This window comes from Streptomyces kryoterrae (assembly GCF_054072135.1).
This window is the reverse complement of record NZ_CM133358.1, coordinates 80,363-101,726: the sequence shown is the minus strand read 5'-3', so window position 1 is coordinate 101,726 and position 21,364 is coordinate 80,363. Positions and strand designations below refer to the sequence as shown.

The 21,364-nt window shown below is 73.7% G+C and carries 2 protein-coding genes; both read left to right on the top strand.

Features of this window, described 5'->3' with window-relative positions:
- Nucleotides 1–54: 54 nt before the first annotated feature.
- Nucleotides 55–18,087 (top strand): amino acid adenylation domain-containing protein, encoded by an 18,033-nt coding sequence (locus ACW4TU_RS00395; RefSeq protein ID WP_457423404.1) that lies wholly within the window; start codon nt 55–57, stop codon nt 18,085–18,087.
- Nucleotides 18,084–21,350, top strand: a complete 3,267-nt coding sequence (gene fabD / locus ACW4TU_RS00390) for an ACP S-malonyltransferase (RefSeq protein WP_457423402.1) — start codon at nt 18,084–18,086, stop codon at nt 21,348–21,350. The genes ACW4TU_RS00395 and fabD overlap by 4 nt, the downstream gene beginning before the upstream one ends.
- Nucleotides 21,351–21,364 lie beyond the last annotated feature (14 nt).

Here is a 21,364-nt window from a genome sequence, read left to right as displayed (position 1 = left end):
CGGCGACGCCGCGGCCCACGGTGACCGACCGAAGACCTGTGAGAGAGAGCAACTGTGGACGACAAACGAAAGCTGCTGCTGAGCCTGCTGGCCCGGGCCTCCGCCCCGGCCCCGGCGAGCGACGGCGTGGCGATCGTAGGCGTCGCCGGCCGCTACCCGCTGGCCGAGACGCCCGCCGAGCTGTGGGACAACCTGACCGCGGGCCGGCACTGCATCCGTGAGGTGCCCTCCGACCGCTGGGACGCCGATGCCCACCACGACCCGTCCGGGGCGCGCGGCAGCTACAGCAAATGGGCCGGATTCATTGACGACGTCGACAAGTTCGACCCGCTCTTCTTCCAGATATCGCCGGCCGACGCCGAGGCAATGGACCCACAGGAGCGACTGTTCCTGCAGATCGCCGCAGCCGTCCTCGACGACGCCGGCCACCCGGCTGCCGAACTGGCCGCCCGGGGCCCGGTCGGCGTCTTCGCGGGCGTCATGAACAACAACTACGAGTGGATGGGCGGCGAGGCCACCGCCCTCGGCGTCCGCACCGACGCGCACTCCAACCACTGGTCGATCGCCAACCGGGTCTCGTACACCTTCGACTTCACCGGCCCGAGTCTCGCCGTCGACACCGCCTGCGCGGCCTCGCTCACCGCGATCCACCTGGCCTGCGAGAGCATCAGGTCGGGGGAGTGCCACACCGCGATCGCCGGCGGCGTCAACCTCATCCTGCACCCCATGCACCTTCGCATGCTGGCCGACCGCGGGATGATCTCGCGCGGTGACCGGCTCAGCAGCTTCGGTGCGGACGCCGACGGATTCGTCGACGGCGAGGGCGTGGGCGCGGTACTGCTGCGGTCCCTTGAGGATGCGATCGCCGATGGTGACCGCATCCTCGGCGTGATCCGTGGCTCCGCCATCAACGCGGGCGGCAAGACCGGCGGTTATACCGTGCCGAGTGCGGCCGCGCAGGCCGAGGTGATCCGCGCCGCCCTGCACCGCGCCCAGGCCGACCCGGCCACCGTCGGCTACGTGGAGGCCCACGGCACCGGCACCCCGCTCGGCGACCCCATCGAGATCGCCGGGCTCGTGGAGGCCTTTGGCGGACGCGTCGACGCGGCGGAGCGGGCCGAGCGGCCGGTGGTCGCCGTCGGCTCGGTGAAGTCCAACATCGGCCACCTGGAGTCGGCAGCCGGTGTCGCGGGCCTGACCAAGGTGCTGTTCCAGCTGCGCCACCGCACGCTGGTGCCCTCGCTGAACTCCACCCGGCGCAACCCCGGCATCGACTTCACCACCACGCCCTTCGAGGTGCAGCAAACCCTCCAGCCCTGGGTGCACGCAGGGGACGACGGCGACCTGCCGCTGCGCGCGGTCGTCAGCAGCTTCGGTGGTGGCGGCGCCAACGCCTGCCTGGTCGTGGAGGAGTACCGCACACCACCGGCCGAGCCCGTCGCCCCCCACAGCGACCAGATCCTCGTCCTGTCCGCCAAGAGTGAGGACCGGCTGCGCGCGTACGCCGCCGACCTCGCCGCGTTCCTGCGCGGCGCCGCGGGTGCGGATCCGGCGGGCGCCGGCCGGGACGCCCTGGGCGACGCCCAGCGGCTGTGCCTGCGCCTGGCCGCCGAAACCGTCGGCGTGGCCCCCGAGTACCTCGACCTCGGCGCCAACCTCGCCGACTGCGGCTTCGGCGTCCCCGAACGCGCCCGCTTCGAGGCGTCGCTGGCGGTGGAGCTGGACGGCACCCTGCCCGCAGCGGTGACCACGGCACGGACGCTGGGCGCCATGGCGCAGGCGATCGCCCGGACCGCAGGCGCCGACGAGTCGGCCGAATACGTCTCGGACGTCCCGGGAGCCCGGGATGCGTCGGGCGCGGCCGGTACACAGGCCGGCGCCCGTGTTCAGGGAGCCACCCGCCCGGCCGAAGGCCCCCTCCGCCTCGCCGACATCGCCCACACTCTCCAGTCCGGCCGTACCCCCCACGAGTTCCGGCTGGCCCTGGCCGTCGGCTCCGTGGCCGAGGCCGCTGCGCTGCTGGAGGCGTACGCCAAGGGCACGGCCGACGCCCGGATCGGCACCGGTCGGGCCACCCGGGCACGGGTCGTCCTCGTCGGTCCCGAGGCCGACGCCCTGGAGACGGCCCTGGCCCGGCGGGACCTGGTGGCGGTGGCCGAGCACTGGCTGGCCGGCGCCGACGTCGACTGGTCCCGTGTCACCCCCGCCGCGGCCCGCCGGACCGAGCTGCCGACGTACCCCTTCGCCCGCAAGCGTTACTGGATCCCCGAGCCCCCGGCCCGTATCGCCCCCGCACAGCCGGCCGAGTCCGGCGATGTCTCCGCAGAGCAGCTCCCCGACTTCTACCGGCCTTTGTGGGTACGAGAGGACGCACCCGCTTCCGGACCAGCCCCGCGCGCAGGCCGCGTCGTCGCCCTGGTGACCGAGGCCTCCGCCTGGCTCGCCGAGGCGGTCTCGGCCCGCATCCCCGCGAGCCGTCTGGAGTCGGTCCGTATCGACGAACTTCCCCCGTCCGCCTGGCTGGAGCGGACAGACGGCGCCGACCTGGTGCTCCACCTCGGCGGCGTCGGCACCGGCATCGCCGAGGGTCTGGGTGCCGACCGGGCCGCCGAGCAGCTGCGCACCGGCTGTCTCTCCCTGCTCCGCCTGGTCCGCTCGACCAGCGCCGGGCGCATCGTCGTGGTCACCAGCGACGTCCACCCGGTCGCAGGCGGCATCGCAGCCAACCCCTTCGCCGCAGGCACGCACGGCCTCCTTCAGGTGGTGGCCAAGGAGCGGCCCGAACTCCAGGTCGGCGCCCTCGACTTCGCCTCGGCCGATCTCACGGGCGAGGACGCGACCGCCGCCCTGGCCGACGCGATTCTGGCCGTGCCGGCCGACGCCACCGGCCTTACCGTCGCCCTGCGGGGCGGGGTCCGCTACGTCCGCCGCCTCGGCCGTGCCATCCTGCCCGCGCCCGGCCCCGTCTTCCGGGACGGCGGCGTCTACCTGATCATCGGCGGCACCGGCGGCATCGCCCAGGAGTTCAGCCGCCACCTCGCCGAGCGCCACCGGGCCCGGCTGGTGTGGTTCAGCCGCGGCGACCTCGGCCCCGAACAGCGCGCCGCCGCCGAGGAGATCCGCGCCGTCGGCGGCGACGTCGCCCACGTCCGCGGCGACGCCTGCGACACCGCCGACCTCGCCGCTGCCGTCGCCGAGGCGCACCGCCGCTTCGGCGCCCTGCACGGAGTCGTGCACGCCGCGATGGTGTTCGACAACCATGCCCTCGCCGATCTCGACGAGGAGACCTTCACCGCCGCGACCCGCGTCAAGACCGAGGGCGCCGCCGCGCTCGCCACCGCCGTGGAAAGCCAGGACCTCGACTTCCTGGTCTACTTCTCCTCCGCCGGCTCCTTCGGCAGCTTTGCCGGCAACGGCGCCTACATCTGCGCCTCCGCCACCGAAGACGCCTACGCGCTGTTCCTGCGCGACCGGCTGCCGTATCCGGTGACTGTCGTCAACCAGGGCTACTGGGGCATGGTCGGCTCCGGTGCCCAGCCCGGACTCGCCGACATCTTCGCCGGGCTCGGCATCCAGGACTTCAGCCCCGCCGCGGGCATCGCCGCCGTCCACCGCATCCTCGGCAGCGGGCTGCCGCAGGTCATGCCGATCCGCGCCGGGCGCCGGGCCCTGGAGGCCATGGGCCACGACCCGGCCCTGGACGGCGAAGTCCTCGGTGGCGGCCACCCCGCCACCCTGGCCGCCGCGGCCGGACACCTCGGGACCGGTACCGTCGCCCCGGCTGCCCGTCGCGTCCTTACCGGATACGAGGAGCTGGAGGCCGTCTCCGCACCCATGCTGCTCGGCGTCTACCAGCGAATGGGAGCCTTCCGGCGTTCCGGCGAACGGCACGGAGCCGAGGAACTGCGCGGCAGCCTCGGCATCCTCGACCGCTTCCGGCGGCTGCACGAGGCGCTGCTCAACATCCTGGCCGACGCCGGGTTCCTGACCCGTGACGGCGGCCGTGTCAACACCACCCCGGCGGTCCACGGAGTCGACGCGGACGAGCACTCGATCCGCTGGGAGGCGGAGTTCGACCGGATCGCGGCGGCCTACCCGGACATCGAGCCGACGGTCACCCTCAACCGCCTGTTCCTCCAGGCATACCCGCGCATTCTGCGCGGCGAAGTGGGCGCCACCGAGATCATGTTCCCCGGCTCCTCGATGAAGCTGGTGCAGAACTTCTACAAGGGCAACCCGCTCACCGACTCCTTCAACCTCCTGGTTCGCGACACGGTCCGTCACTTCCTGGACCTGCGCCTGCCGAAGCTGCCGCAGGGCCGCACAATCGAGGTCGTCGAACTGGGTGCTGGCACCGGCGCCACCAGTGAACGGGTGCTTCCCGCGCTGGCCGCGCACCCGGGACGCGTCGGGTACACCTTCACCGACATTTCGCCGCGCTTCCTGGAACACGGCCAGGAACGTTTTGCCGAACGCTACGACTTCGCCCGCTTCCAGGTGCTCGACCTCGAACGCGGCTTGGCGGAGCAGGGGTTCGAGCCGGCCTGCGCCGACCTCGTCGTCGCCACGAACGTCGTGCACGCCACCAGCGACCTGCGGGCCACCCTGCGCAAGGCCAAGTCGCTGCTGCAGCCCGGCGGCTGGCTGGTCCTCAACGAACTGACCTCCGTACGGCCGCTGCTGACCATCGGCGGCGGAGTCCTGGAAGGCTGGTGGGCCTTCGAGGACGGTCACCTGCGCATGCCCGACTCCCCGCTCGCCTCCCCGGAGGGCTGGACGCGGCTCCTGCACGAGGAGGGATACGCCCCGGTCCACACGCTGGGCGTCGGCGACCCGGCGCTGGGCCAGACCGTCCTGGTGGCGGAGAGCGACGGGGTCCTGCTGAGCGCGCCCGCGCCCACGGCGGGCCCGGCCACCGCCTCTGCGTCCGCCACCGTCTCCTCGGGCGCGACCACCTCCGCCGACGCCCTCACCGAACGTCTGCGCGCTCTCGTCGAGCGGGTGCTCAAGCTGGACGAGCGCATCGACCCAGGCCGCCCGCTGGCCGACTACGGCTTCGACTCACTCAGCGGCATGAAGATCGTCGCCGCCGTGGACGAGGAGTTCGGTGTCGCCGTACCTCTCGGCGACTTCTTCGAGCAGCCGACCCTGCGCGAGCTGGCCGCCCACCTGGCCGCCAACCGGCTCGCCGGGGTGGCGGACGGGCATGCCCTGCCCGAAGCGCCCGGGACACCCGCCCCGGTGCCCACCGCACCTGCCCCGGCCGTCTCCCCGGTCACCGAGGCCGCGGTCCGTATCCTGCGCCCGCGCACCGACGGCGAGGAGAGCCGCCACCTCCTGTCCGAGGGCCAGCGCGCCCTCTGGGTGATCGAACAGATAGCGCCCGGTACCTACGCGTACAACCTGCCCCTCGCCCTCTGGCTCGATCGCAGCCTGGACGTGCTTGCCCTGCGGGCCGTCCTGCAGGACCTGATCGACCGGCACGCCGAGCTGCGGGCCACCGTCCACGCCGACGGCGAGGAGCCGTACGCCCGGATCGCGACCGAGCCCGAACTCCCCTTCCAGCAGGTCTTCCTGACCGCCAGGAGCGACGCCGAACTGCGTGACCGGATGCGCGCCGACCTGCGCCGCCCCTTCGCACTCGCCGCCGGCCCCCTCGTCCGCGCCACCCTCTACACCCTGGGTGACGGGCGCAACGCGCTGCTACTGACCTTCCACCACCTGGTCTTCGACGGCGTCTCCATCGCCCTGCTCCTGGGCGAGCTGGAACGCGGCTACCGCGCGCTCCTCGCGGGCCGTGCCATCCCCGCCGAGCGCCCTGCCGGCAGCTACGCCGACTTCACCGCCTGGCAGCGCGAGCTGCTGGCCGGGGACGAGGGCCGGCGGCTGCGCGCGTACTGGACCGAACGGCTGCGCGGGCGCAGGACCACCGTGCCGCTGCCGCTGGACCGGCTCCGCCCGGCCGTGCCCGGGTTCCACGGGGCGAGCCTGGACGGGCACATTCCCGCCGCGGTCGCCGACCGGGCCCGCGCGCTCGCCAGCGCCGAGCAGACGTCACTGTTCGGCGTCGTCCTCGCTGCCTGGTTCACACTGCTGCACCGCTACAGCGACCAGGCCGACGTCGCCGTGGGCACGCCGACGGCCGGACGCCCGGCGAGCGGCTTCGACGACACGCTCGGCTACTTCATGAACATGGTGGTGCTGGCCGAACGCGTCGACGGCGCCGAAGAGTTCCGCGGCCTGGTCCGCCGCGTCCACCGCACCGTGCTGAACGCCCTGGAACACAGCGCGTACCCGCTGATCACCCTGGCCGACGACCTCCGCCGCGCGGACCCCGAGGCCGGTACCCCCTTCAACGTAGCCTTCTACTTCCAGAACTGGACCCGCACCGCCCGCGGCGACGCGTCCGGCGACGCCGTGGTGCTCGGCCCGGTCGAAGGAGTGCACCAGGAGGGTGAGTTCGACCTGACCCTGGAGGTCGTCGAGGAGGAGCTGGGCTGCCGCTACACACTCAAGTACGACCCCGGTCTCTTCGACGAGGACACGGTGGCCCGCATCGGTGCCCACTTCACCACCCTCCTCGCCGCCGCCGTCGAAGGGCCCGGCACCCCGGTGGCCGACCTGGAACTGCTCACCGAGGACGAGCGGGCGCGGCTCACCCCACCCGCCCCCGCCGACTACCCGGCCGACACTCTGGTCTGGGAACTGGTACGGCGGCAGGCCGACGCCCGGCCCGACGCGGTCGCGGTCCGTCACGCAGGCACCGAACTGACCTACCGCGCGCTCGTCGAGCGCGTGGACGTCCTGGCAGCCCGGCTCACCGCCGCCGGAGCGGGGCGTGGCCGGACCGTCGGGGTGCTGCTCCCGCGCGACCAGGACCTGCCGGTGGCGCTCCTCGCCGTCCAGGCGGCCGGCGCCGCCTACGTACCGCTCGACCCTGCCTACCCGCAGGACCGGCTCGCCTACATGGCCGAGGACGCCGGGCTGCACCTGCTGCTCACGCACTCCACCTCCGGCGTCGCACCTGCGGCTGTGCCCCGGCTGGTCGTCGATACCTCCGAGCAGCCGCCGGCCCTGCCCTCGCCCGGCCCGGCAGGCCCGTCCGACGTCGCGTACGTCATCTACACCTCCGGCTCCACCGGCCGTCCCAAGGGCGTCCGGGTGCCGCACCGCGCGCTGACCAACTTTTTGTGGTCGATGGCCCGCGAGCCCGGCTTCGGACCCGGCGACACCCTGCTGGCCCTCACCACCGTCTGCTTCGACATCTCCGGCCTGGAGCTGTACCTGCCCCTGGTTACCGGCGGCACGGTGGATGTGCTCACCGCCGAGGACGCCCGCGACGGGCTGCGGCTGCGCGAGGCCCTCGAACGGGCCCGCCCCACCGTCATACAGGCAACCCCGGCCACCTGGAGCATGCTGCTGGCCGCCGGCTGGCAGGGCGACCCCGCGCTGAAGGTGCTGTGCGGTGGCGAGGCGCTGCCCGCCGACCTGGCCGAGGCGCTTCTCGCGGGCAACGGGCAGGTGTGGAACCTCTACGGCCCCACCGAGACCACCATCTGGTCGGCGGCGAGTCGCCTCACCCCGGGCGGCCGGGTCACTCTGGGCGCTCCGATCGCCAACACCGCGCTCCACGTTCTCGACAGCGCGCGCAGGACCGTCCCCACCGCCGTCGCCGGGGAGTTGTACATCGGCGGCGACGGCGTGGCGGACGGCTACCTCGGCCGCCCCGAACTGACCGCCGAGCGCTTCCTGCCCGACCCGTTCGCGGCGCGCGCCGAGGCCCGCATGTACCGCACGGGAGACCTCGTACGACGGCTTGCGGACGGCACGATCGAGTACCTCGGCCGGCTCGACTCCCAGGTCAAGGTGCGCGGTTACCGGGTCGAGCTGGAGGAGATCGAGGCGACCCTGTGCCGGCTCGACGGCGTCCGCGAGGCCGTCGTCGTGACCCGTGGACAGGCAGCGGGCTCGCACACCCTGCTCGCCTGCTACGTCCTGGAGGACGGCGCGGCCGAGCCGGACCGCGAGCGGCTGGCGGCCTGGCTGCCGGACCACATGGTGCCTGACGCGCTGGTCCGGGTGACCGGCTTCCCACGCACCCTGAACGGGAAGACCGACCGCACCACGCTGGCCGCGCTGCCGCTGGCCGACCTGCGCGCCCGCTTCGGCGCCGGGTCCTCGCCCGCGGCCCGCAACAGCGCCCCGGCAGGGGCCACCGGCCGCACGGAGGCCCTCGTCGCGGAGCTGGCCCGCATGGTCGCCGCCCTGGTGGACCTGCGCCCCGAGGACATCGGCGCGCACACCCCGCTCGGCGAGACCGGCATGAACTCCGTGAGCTTCACCGCGCTCAGCGGCGAACTGCGCAAGGCGTACAGCATCACGGAGTACCCGACCCTCTTCTACCGCCGCGGCACCCTGCACGCGCTCGCCGAGCACCTGTGGGAGCATCACGCGACCGCGCTGACGGCCCACTTCGGGACGGCTCCGCAGGCACCCGCCACCGAACAGGCCGCTCCGGCCGGATCTGAGGTTTCGGCAACCCCTGCCGGGTCCGATATCCCGGTGGCCCCCGCCGGCCGTGAGGTCGCCGTCATCGGTATGGCCGGGCGCCTGCCCGGCTCCATGGACCTCAGGGAGTTCTGGGACCACCTCGCCGCCGGCGACGACCTGGTCGGCGAGATCCCCGCCGGCCGCTGGGACTGGCGCGACCATCCGCGCTCCCGCTCCCACTGGGGCGGCTTCGCCCCGGACGTGGACCGGTTCGACGCCGCGTTCTTCGGCATCTCACCCCGAGAGGCCGAACTGATGGACCCGCAGCAGCGGCTGCTGCTCGAAACCGTCTGGCAGGCCGTCGAGGACGCCGGCTACCGCCCTTCCGAGCTGGCCGGGAAGCGGGTCGGCGTGTTCATCGCCGTCACCAACTCCGACTACCACGAGGTGCAGCGGGCCGCCGGACGCGCCACCGAGGGCCACACCCTCACCGGCGCCGCCCTGTCGATCGTCCCGAACCGGGTGTCGTACCTGCTCGACCTGCGCGGTCCCAGCATGGCCGTCGACACCGCCTGCTCCGGCTCCCTCACCGCCGTCCACCAGGCCTGCGCCGCCCTGCGCGACGGCACCTGCGACCTGGCCATCGCGGGCGGCGTCAGCCTCATCCTGGCCCCGGGTGTCTACGAGGCGCTCAGCCAGGGCGAGATGCTCAGCCCCGACGGCCGCTGCAAGGCCTTCGACAGCCGCGCCGACGGCTATGTGCGCGGCGAGGGCGCGGGCGTCGTCCTGCTCAAGCCGCACGAGCGGGCCGAGCGCGACGGCGACGCCGTGCACGCCGTGATCAAGGCCGCCGTGCTCAATCACGGCGGCCGGACCACCTCGCTCACCGCCCCCGACCCCGAGGCCCAGGCCGACCTGCTGGTCGAGGCCTACCAGGCCGCCGGCGTCCACCCGGACACCGTCGGCTACATCGAGGCGCACGGCACCGGCACCGCCCTGGGCGACCCGATCGAGACCACCGGCCTGAGCACCGCCTTCCGGCGGCTGCGGGCGGGGGAAGAAATCCGCAGCGGGTCCGCTCCGTGCGCCATCGGCTCGGTCAAGACGAACATCGGCCACCTGGAGGCCGCCGCAGGTATCGCCGGACTCTTCAAGGCGGTCCTGTCGATGCGGCACGGCACCATCCCGGCCAGCCTGCACTTCCGTGAGCAGAACCCCTACCTGGAACTCGACGGTGGCCCCTTCGAGGTCGCCGCCACCGCCCGGCCCTGGCCGCGTCCCCGGGACGCACACGGAGCCGAGCTGCCCCGTCGTGGCGGCGTCAGCTCCTTCGGCTTCGGCGGGGCGGGCGCGCACATTGTGTTGGAGGAACCCCCCATGCCGGACACCCGCGAGGAGCCCGCGGCCCAACAGGTCTTCGTGGTCTCGGCCCGCGACGGCGACGCGCTCCGGCGCTCGGCCGCCCGGCTCGCCGACCACCTCGGGCGCCAGGATGTCCCGGCCGAGGACCTCGCCTACACCCTGCAGACGGGCCGGGAGCCGATGCCTCACCGGCTCGCCGTCGTCGTCGACGGCACCGCGGCCCTGCGCGCCGAAATCACGGCGCACCTGGCCGGGCGCCCCTCCGCCGTACGCACCGCCCAGGTGACGGCCTCTCGGACTGGCGACCCCGTCTCCCCGGACCGGCGCGACCTCCACGCCCTGGCCGCCGCCTGGCTGCACGGCACCGACGTCGATTGGCGGACCCTGCACGAGGGCGCCGCCCGGCGCCGCCTCCACCTGCCCGCCTACCCGTTCGCCGGCCCCCGGCACTGGGTCGCCCCCGGCGAGCGCCGCGCAGAGCCCGGATCCCGCCTGCACCCCACCCTCCTGGACGCCAACGTCTCCACCTTCGGCGAGCAGCGGTTCGCCAAGACGCTGACGGGCGAGGAGTTCTTCCTGCGCGACCACGTCGTCGGCGGCGACCTGGTGCTGCCCGGCGTGGCCTATCTGGAGATGGGCCGCCTGTCGGGCGAACTCGCCGCCGGGGGAGCCCAGGTGCGCGGCGTCGACGACCTGGTGTGGGCGGCGCCGGTCCGGCTCGCCTCCGGCCACACCGGGCACCCGCTGCTGGTCCGCGTCACCGGCGACCGCTCCCGCGCCGCCTTCGAGGTGCGCGGCACCGCCGAGAACGCGCCGGTGCACGCCAGCGGTACCCTGCGGTTCGACGACCCAGGTTCCCGGCCCGCCCCCATCGCCCCGGCGGACATACGCGCCCGCTGCACCCGCGTCCGGGCGGGGGCCGACTGCTACGACGGATTCGTCCGGCTCGGCTTCGCCTACGGTCCCGCCTTCCGGGTGATCGAGGAGATCGCCGAGGGCCCCGGGGAGGCGCTGGCGACGCTGCGCCTGCCGGAGCCGCAGCGCGCGGACGCCGGTGCCTATACCTTCCACCCCTCGCTGCTGGACGCCGCCCTGCAGACCGCGGGCCGGCTCGTCCCCGGCGCCGGGGACCCGGCGGGCCCCGCACCGTACCTGCCGTTCTCCCTGGGCTCGGTCCGGCTGTACGCTCCCCTGCCCGAGCAGGGTTACGCGTACGCCACCCCGGCCCGGCGCCCCGCCCCGGCAGGCTCCCTCGCCTTCGACGTCGTGCTGCTCGACGGGACCGGGCACGTGGCCGCCACGCTGGAGTCCTTCACACTGAGGGCGCTGCGCCCGACGGACGCCACGCGAGGAACGGACACCGCACCCGCGCCCGGGAGGCAGGCCGTTGACGCCGTCGACGCCGTCCACGCTTTCGAGCCCGTCTGGGAGGCCGTGCCCGCTCCGCACGGGCAACTCCCCTCGGCCGCACGGGTCCTGCTGCTCGACCCCGCCTCCGCCGATGCCACCGAGGTCGCCGTCGCCCTCACGGCAACGGGCGCCGATGTCCGTCGTATCCCGCTCGGCAGCGACTTCGACGCCGAGGCCGCCGTGCGCGCCGCCGGAGCCGGGCCCGTCCACGTCGTCCACCTGGCCGGACGCGACCGCACCGCCCGAGACTCCGTGGAGCACGGCTTCCACGCGGCCCTGGCCTTCCTGCGGGCCTGGCAGGGCGAGCGCCGCGACACGCTGCGCTACCTGTACGTCCACCGTGAGCCGGCCCCGTCGCCCGCCCAGCCGGCGATGGCAGCCTTCGCCCGCACCGTGCGCCTGGAACAGCCGTCGGTCGCCCTCGGTGTCCTGGCCCTCGCCCCGGGCCGCCCGCTCGCCGAGGCCGTCGTCGCTGAACTCGGCGCGGACGGTGGCCCCGAGGTGCGCACGGATGCGGAGGGCCGGGCCCGCCGTGCCTGGCGGCACGTGAGCCTCCCGGCCGCGCCGGGCGCCGCGTTCACCGGTGCCGGCGCGCACATCGTCACCGGCGGCACCGGAGCCCTGGGCCTGCTCATCGCCGAGCACATCGCCGCCGCACGGCGGGCCGCCGGTGTCACCGGCGGCGGCATCGTGCTCGCCGCGCGCACCGCCCCCGGCGCCGAGACCAGGGCCCGCGCCGACGCCCTCGGCGCCCGAGTGGTGCTCGTCGACGTCACCGACCCGGCCGCCGTACGCGACATGGTGGCCGAGGCCCGCCGGGCGCACGGCTCGGTCAGCGGTGTCGTGCACGCGGCCGGCGTCCTCAGGGACGGGCTCATACGCACCAAGCAGCGTGCGGACGCGGACGTGGTCCTCGCCGCCAAGGTGCACGGCACCGTGCTGCTCGACGAGGCGACGGCGGACGAACCACTGGACTACTTTGTCGCGCTCTCCTCGGCGGCCGCGGCCTTCGGCAACGCCGGCCAGAGCGACTACGCCTTCGCCAACGCCTTCCTCGACCACTTCGCCGAGGAGCGCGAGTGGCGCCGCCGGGAAGGCGCCCGGCACGGCCGTACCCTCGCGGCCGCCTGGCCGGTCTGGGCCGACGGCGGGATGCGTGTCGACGCCGACGCCGAGGCCTACATGAAGCGGGTGCTCGGCATGCGCCCGGTGCGCACCGCCCCCGCCCTGCAGGCCCTTGACCGCGCCCTCGCCCACACCGCGCCGCGCCTGCTCCTGGCCGCCGGCGACCCCGACCGCATCCTCCAGGCCCTCGAAGGCGCCGCGCCGCACAGGGACGAGTCCGCCACCACCGCGCCCGGAGCGCACGAGCGCGCCGAGGAACTGGTCCTGCGCCTGCTCGCCGAGGAGCTGAAACTGCCCGAGGCGGAGATCGCCGTCGCCGAACCCTTCGACCGGTACGGCGTGGACTCACTCATCACCATGAGCCTCATCCGCCGCCTGGAGGAACACATCGGCCCGCTGTCGAAGACCCTGCTCTTCGAGTACGTGACCGTACGCGACCTCGCCGGCCACCTGGCCGGGTCCCACCCCGGCGCGTTCCCGGCCGCCGCCCCGGATACCACCGCCCCGGCGGCGACCGTGCTTCCGACGAAGCCGGCCGAGCCGGACGCGCCCGCCCCGCAGCATGCAGCCATCGCCATCATCGGTGTCGCGGGACGCTACCCCCAGGCCGACGACGTCACCGAGTTCTGGCGCAACCTGCGTGCCGGCCGGGACAGCGTCGAGGAGATCCCCGCCGACCGTTGGGACCACGGCCTGTTCTACGATCCGGACAAGTCCGCCACAGGCAAGACCTACGGCAAGTGGGGCGGTTTCGTACCTGGCGCCGACCGCTTCGACCCGCTGTTCTTCCGGATGTCGCAGATCGAGGCGGAACACACCGACCCGCAGGAGCGGGTGTTCCTGGAGACCGCCTGGCATCTGCTGGAGGACGCCGGATACACCCGTGAGCAATTGCGCGGCACCCGCACCGGCGTGTTCGTCGGCATGATGTACGGCCACTACCAGCTGTACGGCGTCCAGGAGGCGCTGCGCGGCGAGGGCTTCGCGCCCTCCTCGTCGTACGCCTCGGTGGCCAACAGGGTGTCGTACTTCTTCGACTTCACCGGCCCCAGCGTCGGCCTGGACACGATGTGCTCCTCGTCACTGGTCACCATCCACCAGGCCTGCCTCGCCATCCGCAACGGCGACTGCGACGTCGCCGTGGCCGGCGGTGTCAACATCTCCAGCCACCCGGTGAAATTCCTCCAGCTCGCCCAGCGCGGCTTCCTCGCCGAGGACGGGCGCTGCCGCAGCTTCGGGGAGGGTGGCACCGGGTACGTGCCCGCCGAGGGATCGGGCGCCGTCCTGCTCAAGCGCTTGGACGCGGCCCTCGCCGACGGTGACCGGATCCTCGCCGTGGTCAAGGCGTCCGCCGTCAACCACGGCGGCGCGGGCGCCGGTTACAGCGTCCCCAACCCCAAGGCCCAGGGCGACCTCGTGCGTACGGCGCTGGAGCGGGCCGGGTTCGCGCCCGCCGACCTCGACTACCTCGAGGCGCATGGCACCGGCACCGCGCTCGGCGACCCGGTGGAGATCACCGGCATGCTGCGGGCCTTCGGCGAGGAGCCGCCCGAGCGGCTGCCCATCGGCTCGGTCAAGTCCAACATCGGACACGCCGAATCGGCCGCCGGCATCGCCGCGATCACCAAGGTGCTGCTCCAGATGCGGCACGGCGAGCTGGTGCCGTCCCTGCACGCGGACCGCCTCAATCCGAACATCGACTTCACGGCGACCCCGTTCGAGGTCCAGCGCGAGCGGGCGCCGTGGCCCCGCCGCGTCCTGGCGGACGGCAGGGTCCGGCCGAGGACGGCAGGCGTGAGCTCCTTCGGCGCGGGCGGCACGAACGCCCACATCATCCTGCAGGAGTACGTCGGTGACGGCGTCGGCGCCGGGGCTGCCCCGGCCGGTCCCCAGCTGGCGGTGCTCTCCGCGAGGGACGCCGGCCGGCTGGCCGCGCAGGCCCGGCGGCTCGCCGGCCACCTGCGCGGCGAGGACGCCGCCGCGACCCCCGCGCAGGTCGCCTGGACCTTGCAGACGTGCCGGGAGGCGATGGCACACCGGCTGGCCGTGCTCTTCCTCGACCTGCCCGAACTGTGCGCCCGCCTCGACGAGTTCGCCGCAGGCGGCACCCCGGCCGGCAGTTGGACCGGCGTGGTCGACCCGCGCCGGCCCGCCGCGGGCGAGCGGCTCCCCGCCGACCCCGCCGCGTACGCCACCGCCTGGACCGGAGGACAGCAGGTCGACTGGCCTGCCCTGCACCCCGGCGGCAGGCCCGCCCGGGTGGCACTGCCCGGCTACCCCTTCGATGGCGACCGGGTCTGGCTGGCCGCGGCCGACGCCGAACTGGCCGCCCTCGGTGCCAGGCGTGACGCACTCGGTGGCGGCCGGAGCGCACATGGCGCCGACCACGAAGTGTCCGATGCAAGCCACAGCGCCCCAGGCGCCCGACGCGACCCCGAGGGACTGTTGTTGACTCGGCAGTGGCGCCCCGCCCCGCCCGTGTCCCGTTCGGCGCCGCCCGCCCTGACCGCCGTACTCGCCGCACCCGGTAGCGAGGCGCTGGCCGCCCGGCTCGCGGCGGTGCTGCCGGCCGCCGAGGTGCTCACCCCCGACCGGATCAACGCCGAACTCAGCGACACCGGCACCCGCTGGGACCGGTTCGATGCCGTCGTCGACCTGGCCGGCTGCACCGGACCCGTGCTGTCGGCCACGCACGCCGCGTTGCCCTCCTGGCTGCGCTGGCTCCAGCACCTGGTCGACCTCGGCAGCCGCGACCTGCGCGCCCTGCTCGTCTCGCACGGTGCGCCCGCCCTCGGCGGAGCGGCCCGGGTGGGCCTGTACCGGATGCTGCAGAGCGAGTACCGCCACGTCCGCTCCCGCCACGTGGAGATCGACCGCGCCGTGACCGACGAGCAGCTGTGCAGCTGGGTCGCCGAGGAACTGTCCGCCGACGGCGAGCCCGCCGAGGTCGCCTACCGCGGGGGAGCGCGCCACCTGGCGACGCTTGCCGAGGCCCCGCGCGCACAGCGCGCCGAACTCAGCTTCCCGGCGGACCACGTGCTGTGGGTGACCGGCGGCACGCGCGGCCTCGGGCTGCTCACCGCGCGCCACTTCGTCGCCCGGCACGGCGTGCGCAAGCTGGTCCTCACCGGCCGCGAGGAGCTGCCGCCGCGCGCAGAGTGGGCCGCGCACATCGCCGCGGACGGCCCGCTGGGCCGCAAGCTGCGCCCGCTCGCCGAACTGGCCGCTCAGGGCGTCGAACTCGAGGCCATCGCCGTGCCGTTGGACGAGAAGGAGGCGCTCGCCAAGGTCCTCGCCGACGTCAGGCTGCGGCTCGGCCCGGTCGGTGGCGTGATCCACAGCGCGGGCGTCACCGACTTCGAGAACCCGGCGTTCGTCCGCAAGCCGCAGGCCGGCGTCGCCCGTGTCCTCGCGCCGAAGGTGTTCGGTCTGGACGCCCTGCTGGAGTGTTTCCGAGACGAGCCGCTCGGTCTGTTCGTGCTGTATTCGTCGGTTGCCGCCGCCGTTCCCGCCCTCGCGGTCGGCCAGAGCGACTACGCCATGGCCAACGCCTACCTGGACGCGGTGGCCGAGGCACGCCCGCACGGTCTGCCCCTGGTCAGCGTGCAGTGGCCGAGCTGGAAGGACACCGGTATGGGGGAGGCTCGCAGCGCCGCCTACCAGGCCTCCGGCCTCGCCTCGCTCACCGACGCACAGGGGCTGGCCCTGCTCGACCGCGCGCTGGAGAGCGGCGCCCGGGTCGTGATGCCCGTACTGCCGCGCCCCGGTGCCGAGTTCAGCGCCGAGCGCCTGACGGCACGACGCCTGGAGACCACGCCCGCCGAACCGGCCACCAAGCCCGCCGAACCGGCCACCAAGCCCACCGCGCCGGCCGCCGCGCCACGACCGGTGGCCGGCGCGGGCGCTGACGTGCGCACCGCCGTCGAGGCGGTCGCCTCCTGGCTGCTCGACCAGCTCGCGGCGGAACTGCGCTTCGACCGCGCCAAGCTGGCCGGGGACGTCCCGGTCCATGACTACGGCATGGACTCGATCATGGTCTCCCAGCTCGTCCAGGCCATCGCCCAGCGCCTGGACGTCTCGGTCGACCCGTCGGCCCTGCTGGAACACCCGACGGTGGACGGCTTCGCGGCGTATCTCGGCGAGGAGCACCAAGCGGAGCTGCTCGGGGAGTTCGGCGGCACGGCAGCTGAGGCTGAGGCACGGCCGGAGTCCGCGGTCCCGGCACCGTCGGAATCCGCAGCCCCGGCATCCGTCTGGGCTTTCGACCCGCCCTCCGCCCCACCCGCCACCGTCCACCAGCAAGGCACCACCTCCCACAGCCCGGACCCGCGAGCCAACGCCATAGCCGTGGTCGGCCTCTCCTGCCGCTTCCCCGACGCCGACTCCGCCGACGACTACTGGGAGCTGCTGAGGGCCGGCCGTACGGCTCTGCGTCCCGTCCCGGACTCCCGCTTCGGCCGCTCCCTCGATTACCACGCCGGGCTGCTGCCGGAGGTGCTGCGGTTCGCGCCCGAGCGGTTCCTGCTGTCCGAGGCGGACGTCAAGGCGATGGACCCGCAGGCGCTGCTCCTGCTGGAAGAGGTCGACAGGGCCGTGCACCACGCCGGATACCGCCCGGCGGACCTCAAGGGCCGCAGGGTCGGCGTGTACGTCGGCGGCCGGGCCACCCACACCCCCGACCCGGCGGCCCTGGAGCGGGCCAAGAACCCGGTCGTGGTCACCGGCCAGAACTACCTCGCGGCCAACATCTCCCAGTTCTTCGACTTCCAGGGCCCGAGCCTGGTGGTGGACACCGCCTGCTCCTCCGCCCTGGTGGCGATGGACATGGCCGTACAGGCACTGCGCACAGGTTCCGTCGAGTCGGCTGTCGTCGCGGGTGTGAGCCTGCTCGCGGACGACCGGGCACACCGGGTGTTCGGGCAGCGCGGGCTGCTCAACCCCGGCCCGGAGTTCCACGCGTTCGACGGCCGGGCCGCCGGCCTGGTGCTCGGTGAGGGCGTCGGCGTCGTCGTCCTCAAGCCGCTGGCCCAGGCCCAGGCGGACGGCGACCGGGTGCTCGCCGTACTGGAGGGCATCGCGATCAACAACGACGGCCGCACCGCCGGACCCGCCACCCCCAACCTGCGGGCCCAGAAGGACGTGATGGCCGAGGCACTGGCACTCAGCGGCCGCGCGCCGCAGGACATCGGCTGGGTGGAGACCAACGCCTCCGGTTCGACCGTCACCGACCTGCTCGAACTGAAGGCGATCGAGGGTGTCTACGGCGCCGGCCCGGCCCGCTCCACACGGCTCGCGCTCGGATCGGTGAAGCCGAACATCGGTCATCCGCTGGCCGCTGAGGGTATCGCCGCGTTCATCAAGGTCGTCCTGATGCTGCACCACCGGCAACAGGTGCCGTTCCGTTCCGGCCAGCAGCCCCTGCCGCACTTCGACTTGGACGCCTCCGCGATGTACTTTCCCAGAGAGCTCCGCCCGTGGCCTGCGAGCGCGGACCGGGCCGCGCTCAACTGTTTCGCCGACGGCGGCACCAACGCGCACCTGCTGCTCGCCCCGGCCCCGGCGGACCACCGCGGCGCCCGGGCGCCGCTGCCGCAGCCCCCGTTGGGGCGCACGGTCGTCATCCGGGGCACCGCCTCCGAAGCGCCCGAGGCCCCTGCCCAGTCGGCGGCGGCCGACCTGTTCTGGGAAACGTACCGATGACCGCGGCCAACGGGACGCCCCTGAAGATCGAGACGCCCACAGGGCGCCTGCCCGTGGTCTTCATGTTCTCAGGGCAGGGCTCCCAGTACTACCGCATGGGCGAGGAACTCTTCGAGTCCGACGAGGTGTTCCGCACCGCCCTGCAGCGGTACGATGCCGTCGCCGCCGGGTTGCTGGGCGAGTCGGTCCTCGCCCGGATCTTCGACCCGGCCGGGCGCAGGAACGACCCCTTCATCGACACACGCCTCACCCACCCGGCGATCGTCATGATCGAACTCGCCCTGGCCGAGACCCTGCGCGCGGTCGGCATCGAGCCGGATTACCTGCTCGGCTCCAGCCTCGGCGAATACGCGGCGGCGGTCGTCTCCGGCAGCATCGACGCCGAGACGTGCCTGCGGCTGCTCGTCCGGCAGGCGGAGAGCCTGCCGGCGGGCCCGCGCGGCGGGCTGCTCGCGGTCATCACCCGCCCGGACAGGCGGGACCGAATCCCCGCGCTGCCCGGCTGCGAGGTCGCCGCCCGCAACTACCCCGGCCACATCGTGGTCGCGGGATCCGACGCGGACCTGGACCGGGCCGAGGCGGCCCTGCGCGCGGCCGACGTGTTGCACCAGCGGGTGCCGGTCGAGTACGCCTACCACTCCAGCCTGATGGACGGCGTCCTTGCCTCGTGCCGGGCCGTCTTCGACGGAGTGACCTTCGCCCCACCGCGCATCCCCTGGGTGTCGTGCGTGGATGGACGGCTCGTCGAGCGGCCCGGTGCCGCCCACTTCTGGCAGGTCGCCCGCAGGCCCATCGAGTTCGAGCGGGCCATGGCCGCGATGCGGGCCCGCGGCGACTTCCTCTACCTCGACCTGGGCCCCTCGGGCACCCTGCACAACTTCGTCCGTGGCAACCTTCCGGCGGGTGACCGCTCCCGTTCGCTGCCGCTGCTCAGCCCGTTCGGCCACGACCCACGGGTCCTGGAACAGGCCCGGGCACTCGCGGCACCGGCCTTCCCCCCCTCCACCACTCCGATCACACATCCACGTCCGACTCCGGTGACAGCGAAGACGGCAAGGAAGGCACACGGCATGAAGGTCTACGGTTTCCCAGGACAGGGGTCTCAGCAGCGGGGGATGGGCAAGGAGCTGTTCGCCAGGTACCCGCAGGAGACCGCGATCGCCGACCGCGTGCTCGGCTACTCGATCGAGGAACTGTGCGTCCACGACCCGGAGCGTCGCCTGGGCCGTACCGAGTACACACAGCCGGCGCTCTACGTCGTCAGCGTCCTGACCTATCTCGACCGGCTCGGCGAGGACACCGAGCCGGCCGACTACCTGATCGGCCACAGCCTCGGCGAGTACGCCGCCCTCTTCGCCGCCGGCGCCTTCGACTTCGAGACCGGGCTGCGCCTGGTGCAACGGCGCGGCGCCCTGATGGCGGAGGCCGGCGGTGGCGGGATGGCCGCGGTGGTCGGCTGCGACGAGACGACCGTGCTGCGGGTGCTCGCCGACTCCGGCATCGACGAGCTCGACCTGGCCAACTACAACGCTCCCGACCAGTTCGTGCTGTCCGGTCCGGCCGAGCGTGTCGACGCCGCCCGCGACGCCTTCGAGTCGGCCGGTGTCCGCGCTGTCCGGCTCAACGTCAGCGCGCCCTTCCACTCCCGCCACATGCGCGGCACCGCCGCGGAGTTCGCCCGCTTCCTGGACGGCTTCACCTTGCGGACCCCGACCGTCCCGGTGCTGGCCAACGTGGACGCGCAGCCGTACGCCCCCGGTGCGGTCAAGGCGACCCTGACCGCACAGATCGCCTCCCCGGTCCGCTGGACCGACACGGTGCGCCGGCTGATGGGTCACGGCGACTTCGAGTTCGTGGAGCTGGGCCCGGGCCGGGTCCTGACCAATCTGGTCGCCAAGATCAGGAAGAACACGGAGCCGCTGCCCGCGCCAGAAGCGGGGGAGCGACTCGATGAGCCGCTGTCATCTGGCCAGTTGCCGCCCCCCGTACGACCGGCGGCCTTTGCCGCTCCGACGGCTGACACCCTCGGAGCCGTCACCTTCCGCGAGCGGTACGGTCTGCGGCGCGCCTACCTGCTGGGCGCCCTGTACGGCGGTATCTCGGGCCGCGAGATGCTGGGCGCGGCGGCCAAGGCCGGGCTGCTCGGCTTCCTGGGCACCGGCGGCCTGCCCCTCGACGAGGTGGACGGCCTGCTGCGCGACCTGGTCGGGGAACTGGGCCTGGGCGGCTCCTTCGGCGTCAACCTGCTGTACCGGCACGGCACCCCTGAGGAGGAGTCCGCCCTGGTGGACCTGCTCCTGCGGCAGGGCGTCGACCTGGTCGAGGCGTCCGGCTTTCCGCTGATCACCCCGGCGCTGGTCCGGTTCCGCCTCAAGGGCGGCCGGATCATCGCCAAGGTGTCCCGCACGGACGTGGCCGCCGAGTTCCTGGCCCCGCCGCCGGAGCGGCTGGTCGCCCAGCTGCTGGAGGCGGGCGCGGTCACCGCGAAGGAGGCTCGCGCGGCGGCCGGCCGGCCGATGGCGGACGATCTGTGCGTGGAGGCCGACGGCGGCTGGCTGAGCAGCACGGCCGACCTGCTCACCCTGCTGCCCGCCGTGCTGCGGCTGCGTGACGCGACCGCGACGGGCGGCCACCGGGTACACGTGGGGTGTGCGGGCGGCATCGGCACGCCCGAGGCCGCCGGGGCCGCGTTCCTGCTCGGCGCGGACTTCGTCCTGACCGGCTCGGTCAACCAGTGCTCCGTGGAGGCGGCCACCAGTGCGGAGGTGAAGGACATCCTTCAGGAGGCCCGCGAGTACGACGTGGACACCGCGCCGTGGGGCGAGCTGTTCGACCTCGGCGTCCAGGCCCGCTACCTCAAGCGAGGGCTGTTCTTCCCGGCCCGGGCGTCCCGGCTGCACGAGTTGTGGCGCCGGCACGGCTCGCTCGCCGAGCTGGACGACGAGACCAGGAGCCAGGTTCTCGACCGGTACCTGGGCGGCGAGGTCCCCGCGCCTGTCGCGGCAGGCAGCGCCCCCGAGCAGCAGCTGGCGGCTGTGTTCCGCGGCTACTTCACACGCGGTTTCCGTCTCGCTGTGAGCGGTGACCAGCGCTCCCGGGTGGACTACCTGGTGCACTGCGGTCCCGCGATGGGTGCCTTCAACCAGGTGGTCGCGGGCACCGAACTCCACCCATGGCGAGCCCGCACGGTGGAGGCGATCGCCGACGTCCTGATGGACCGCGCCGCCACTCACCTCTCCGCACGCCTGTGCAGCTTCGGCTGAGTGCGTCCGCCGGG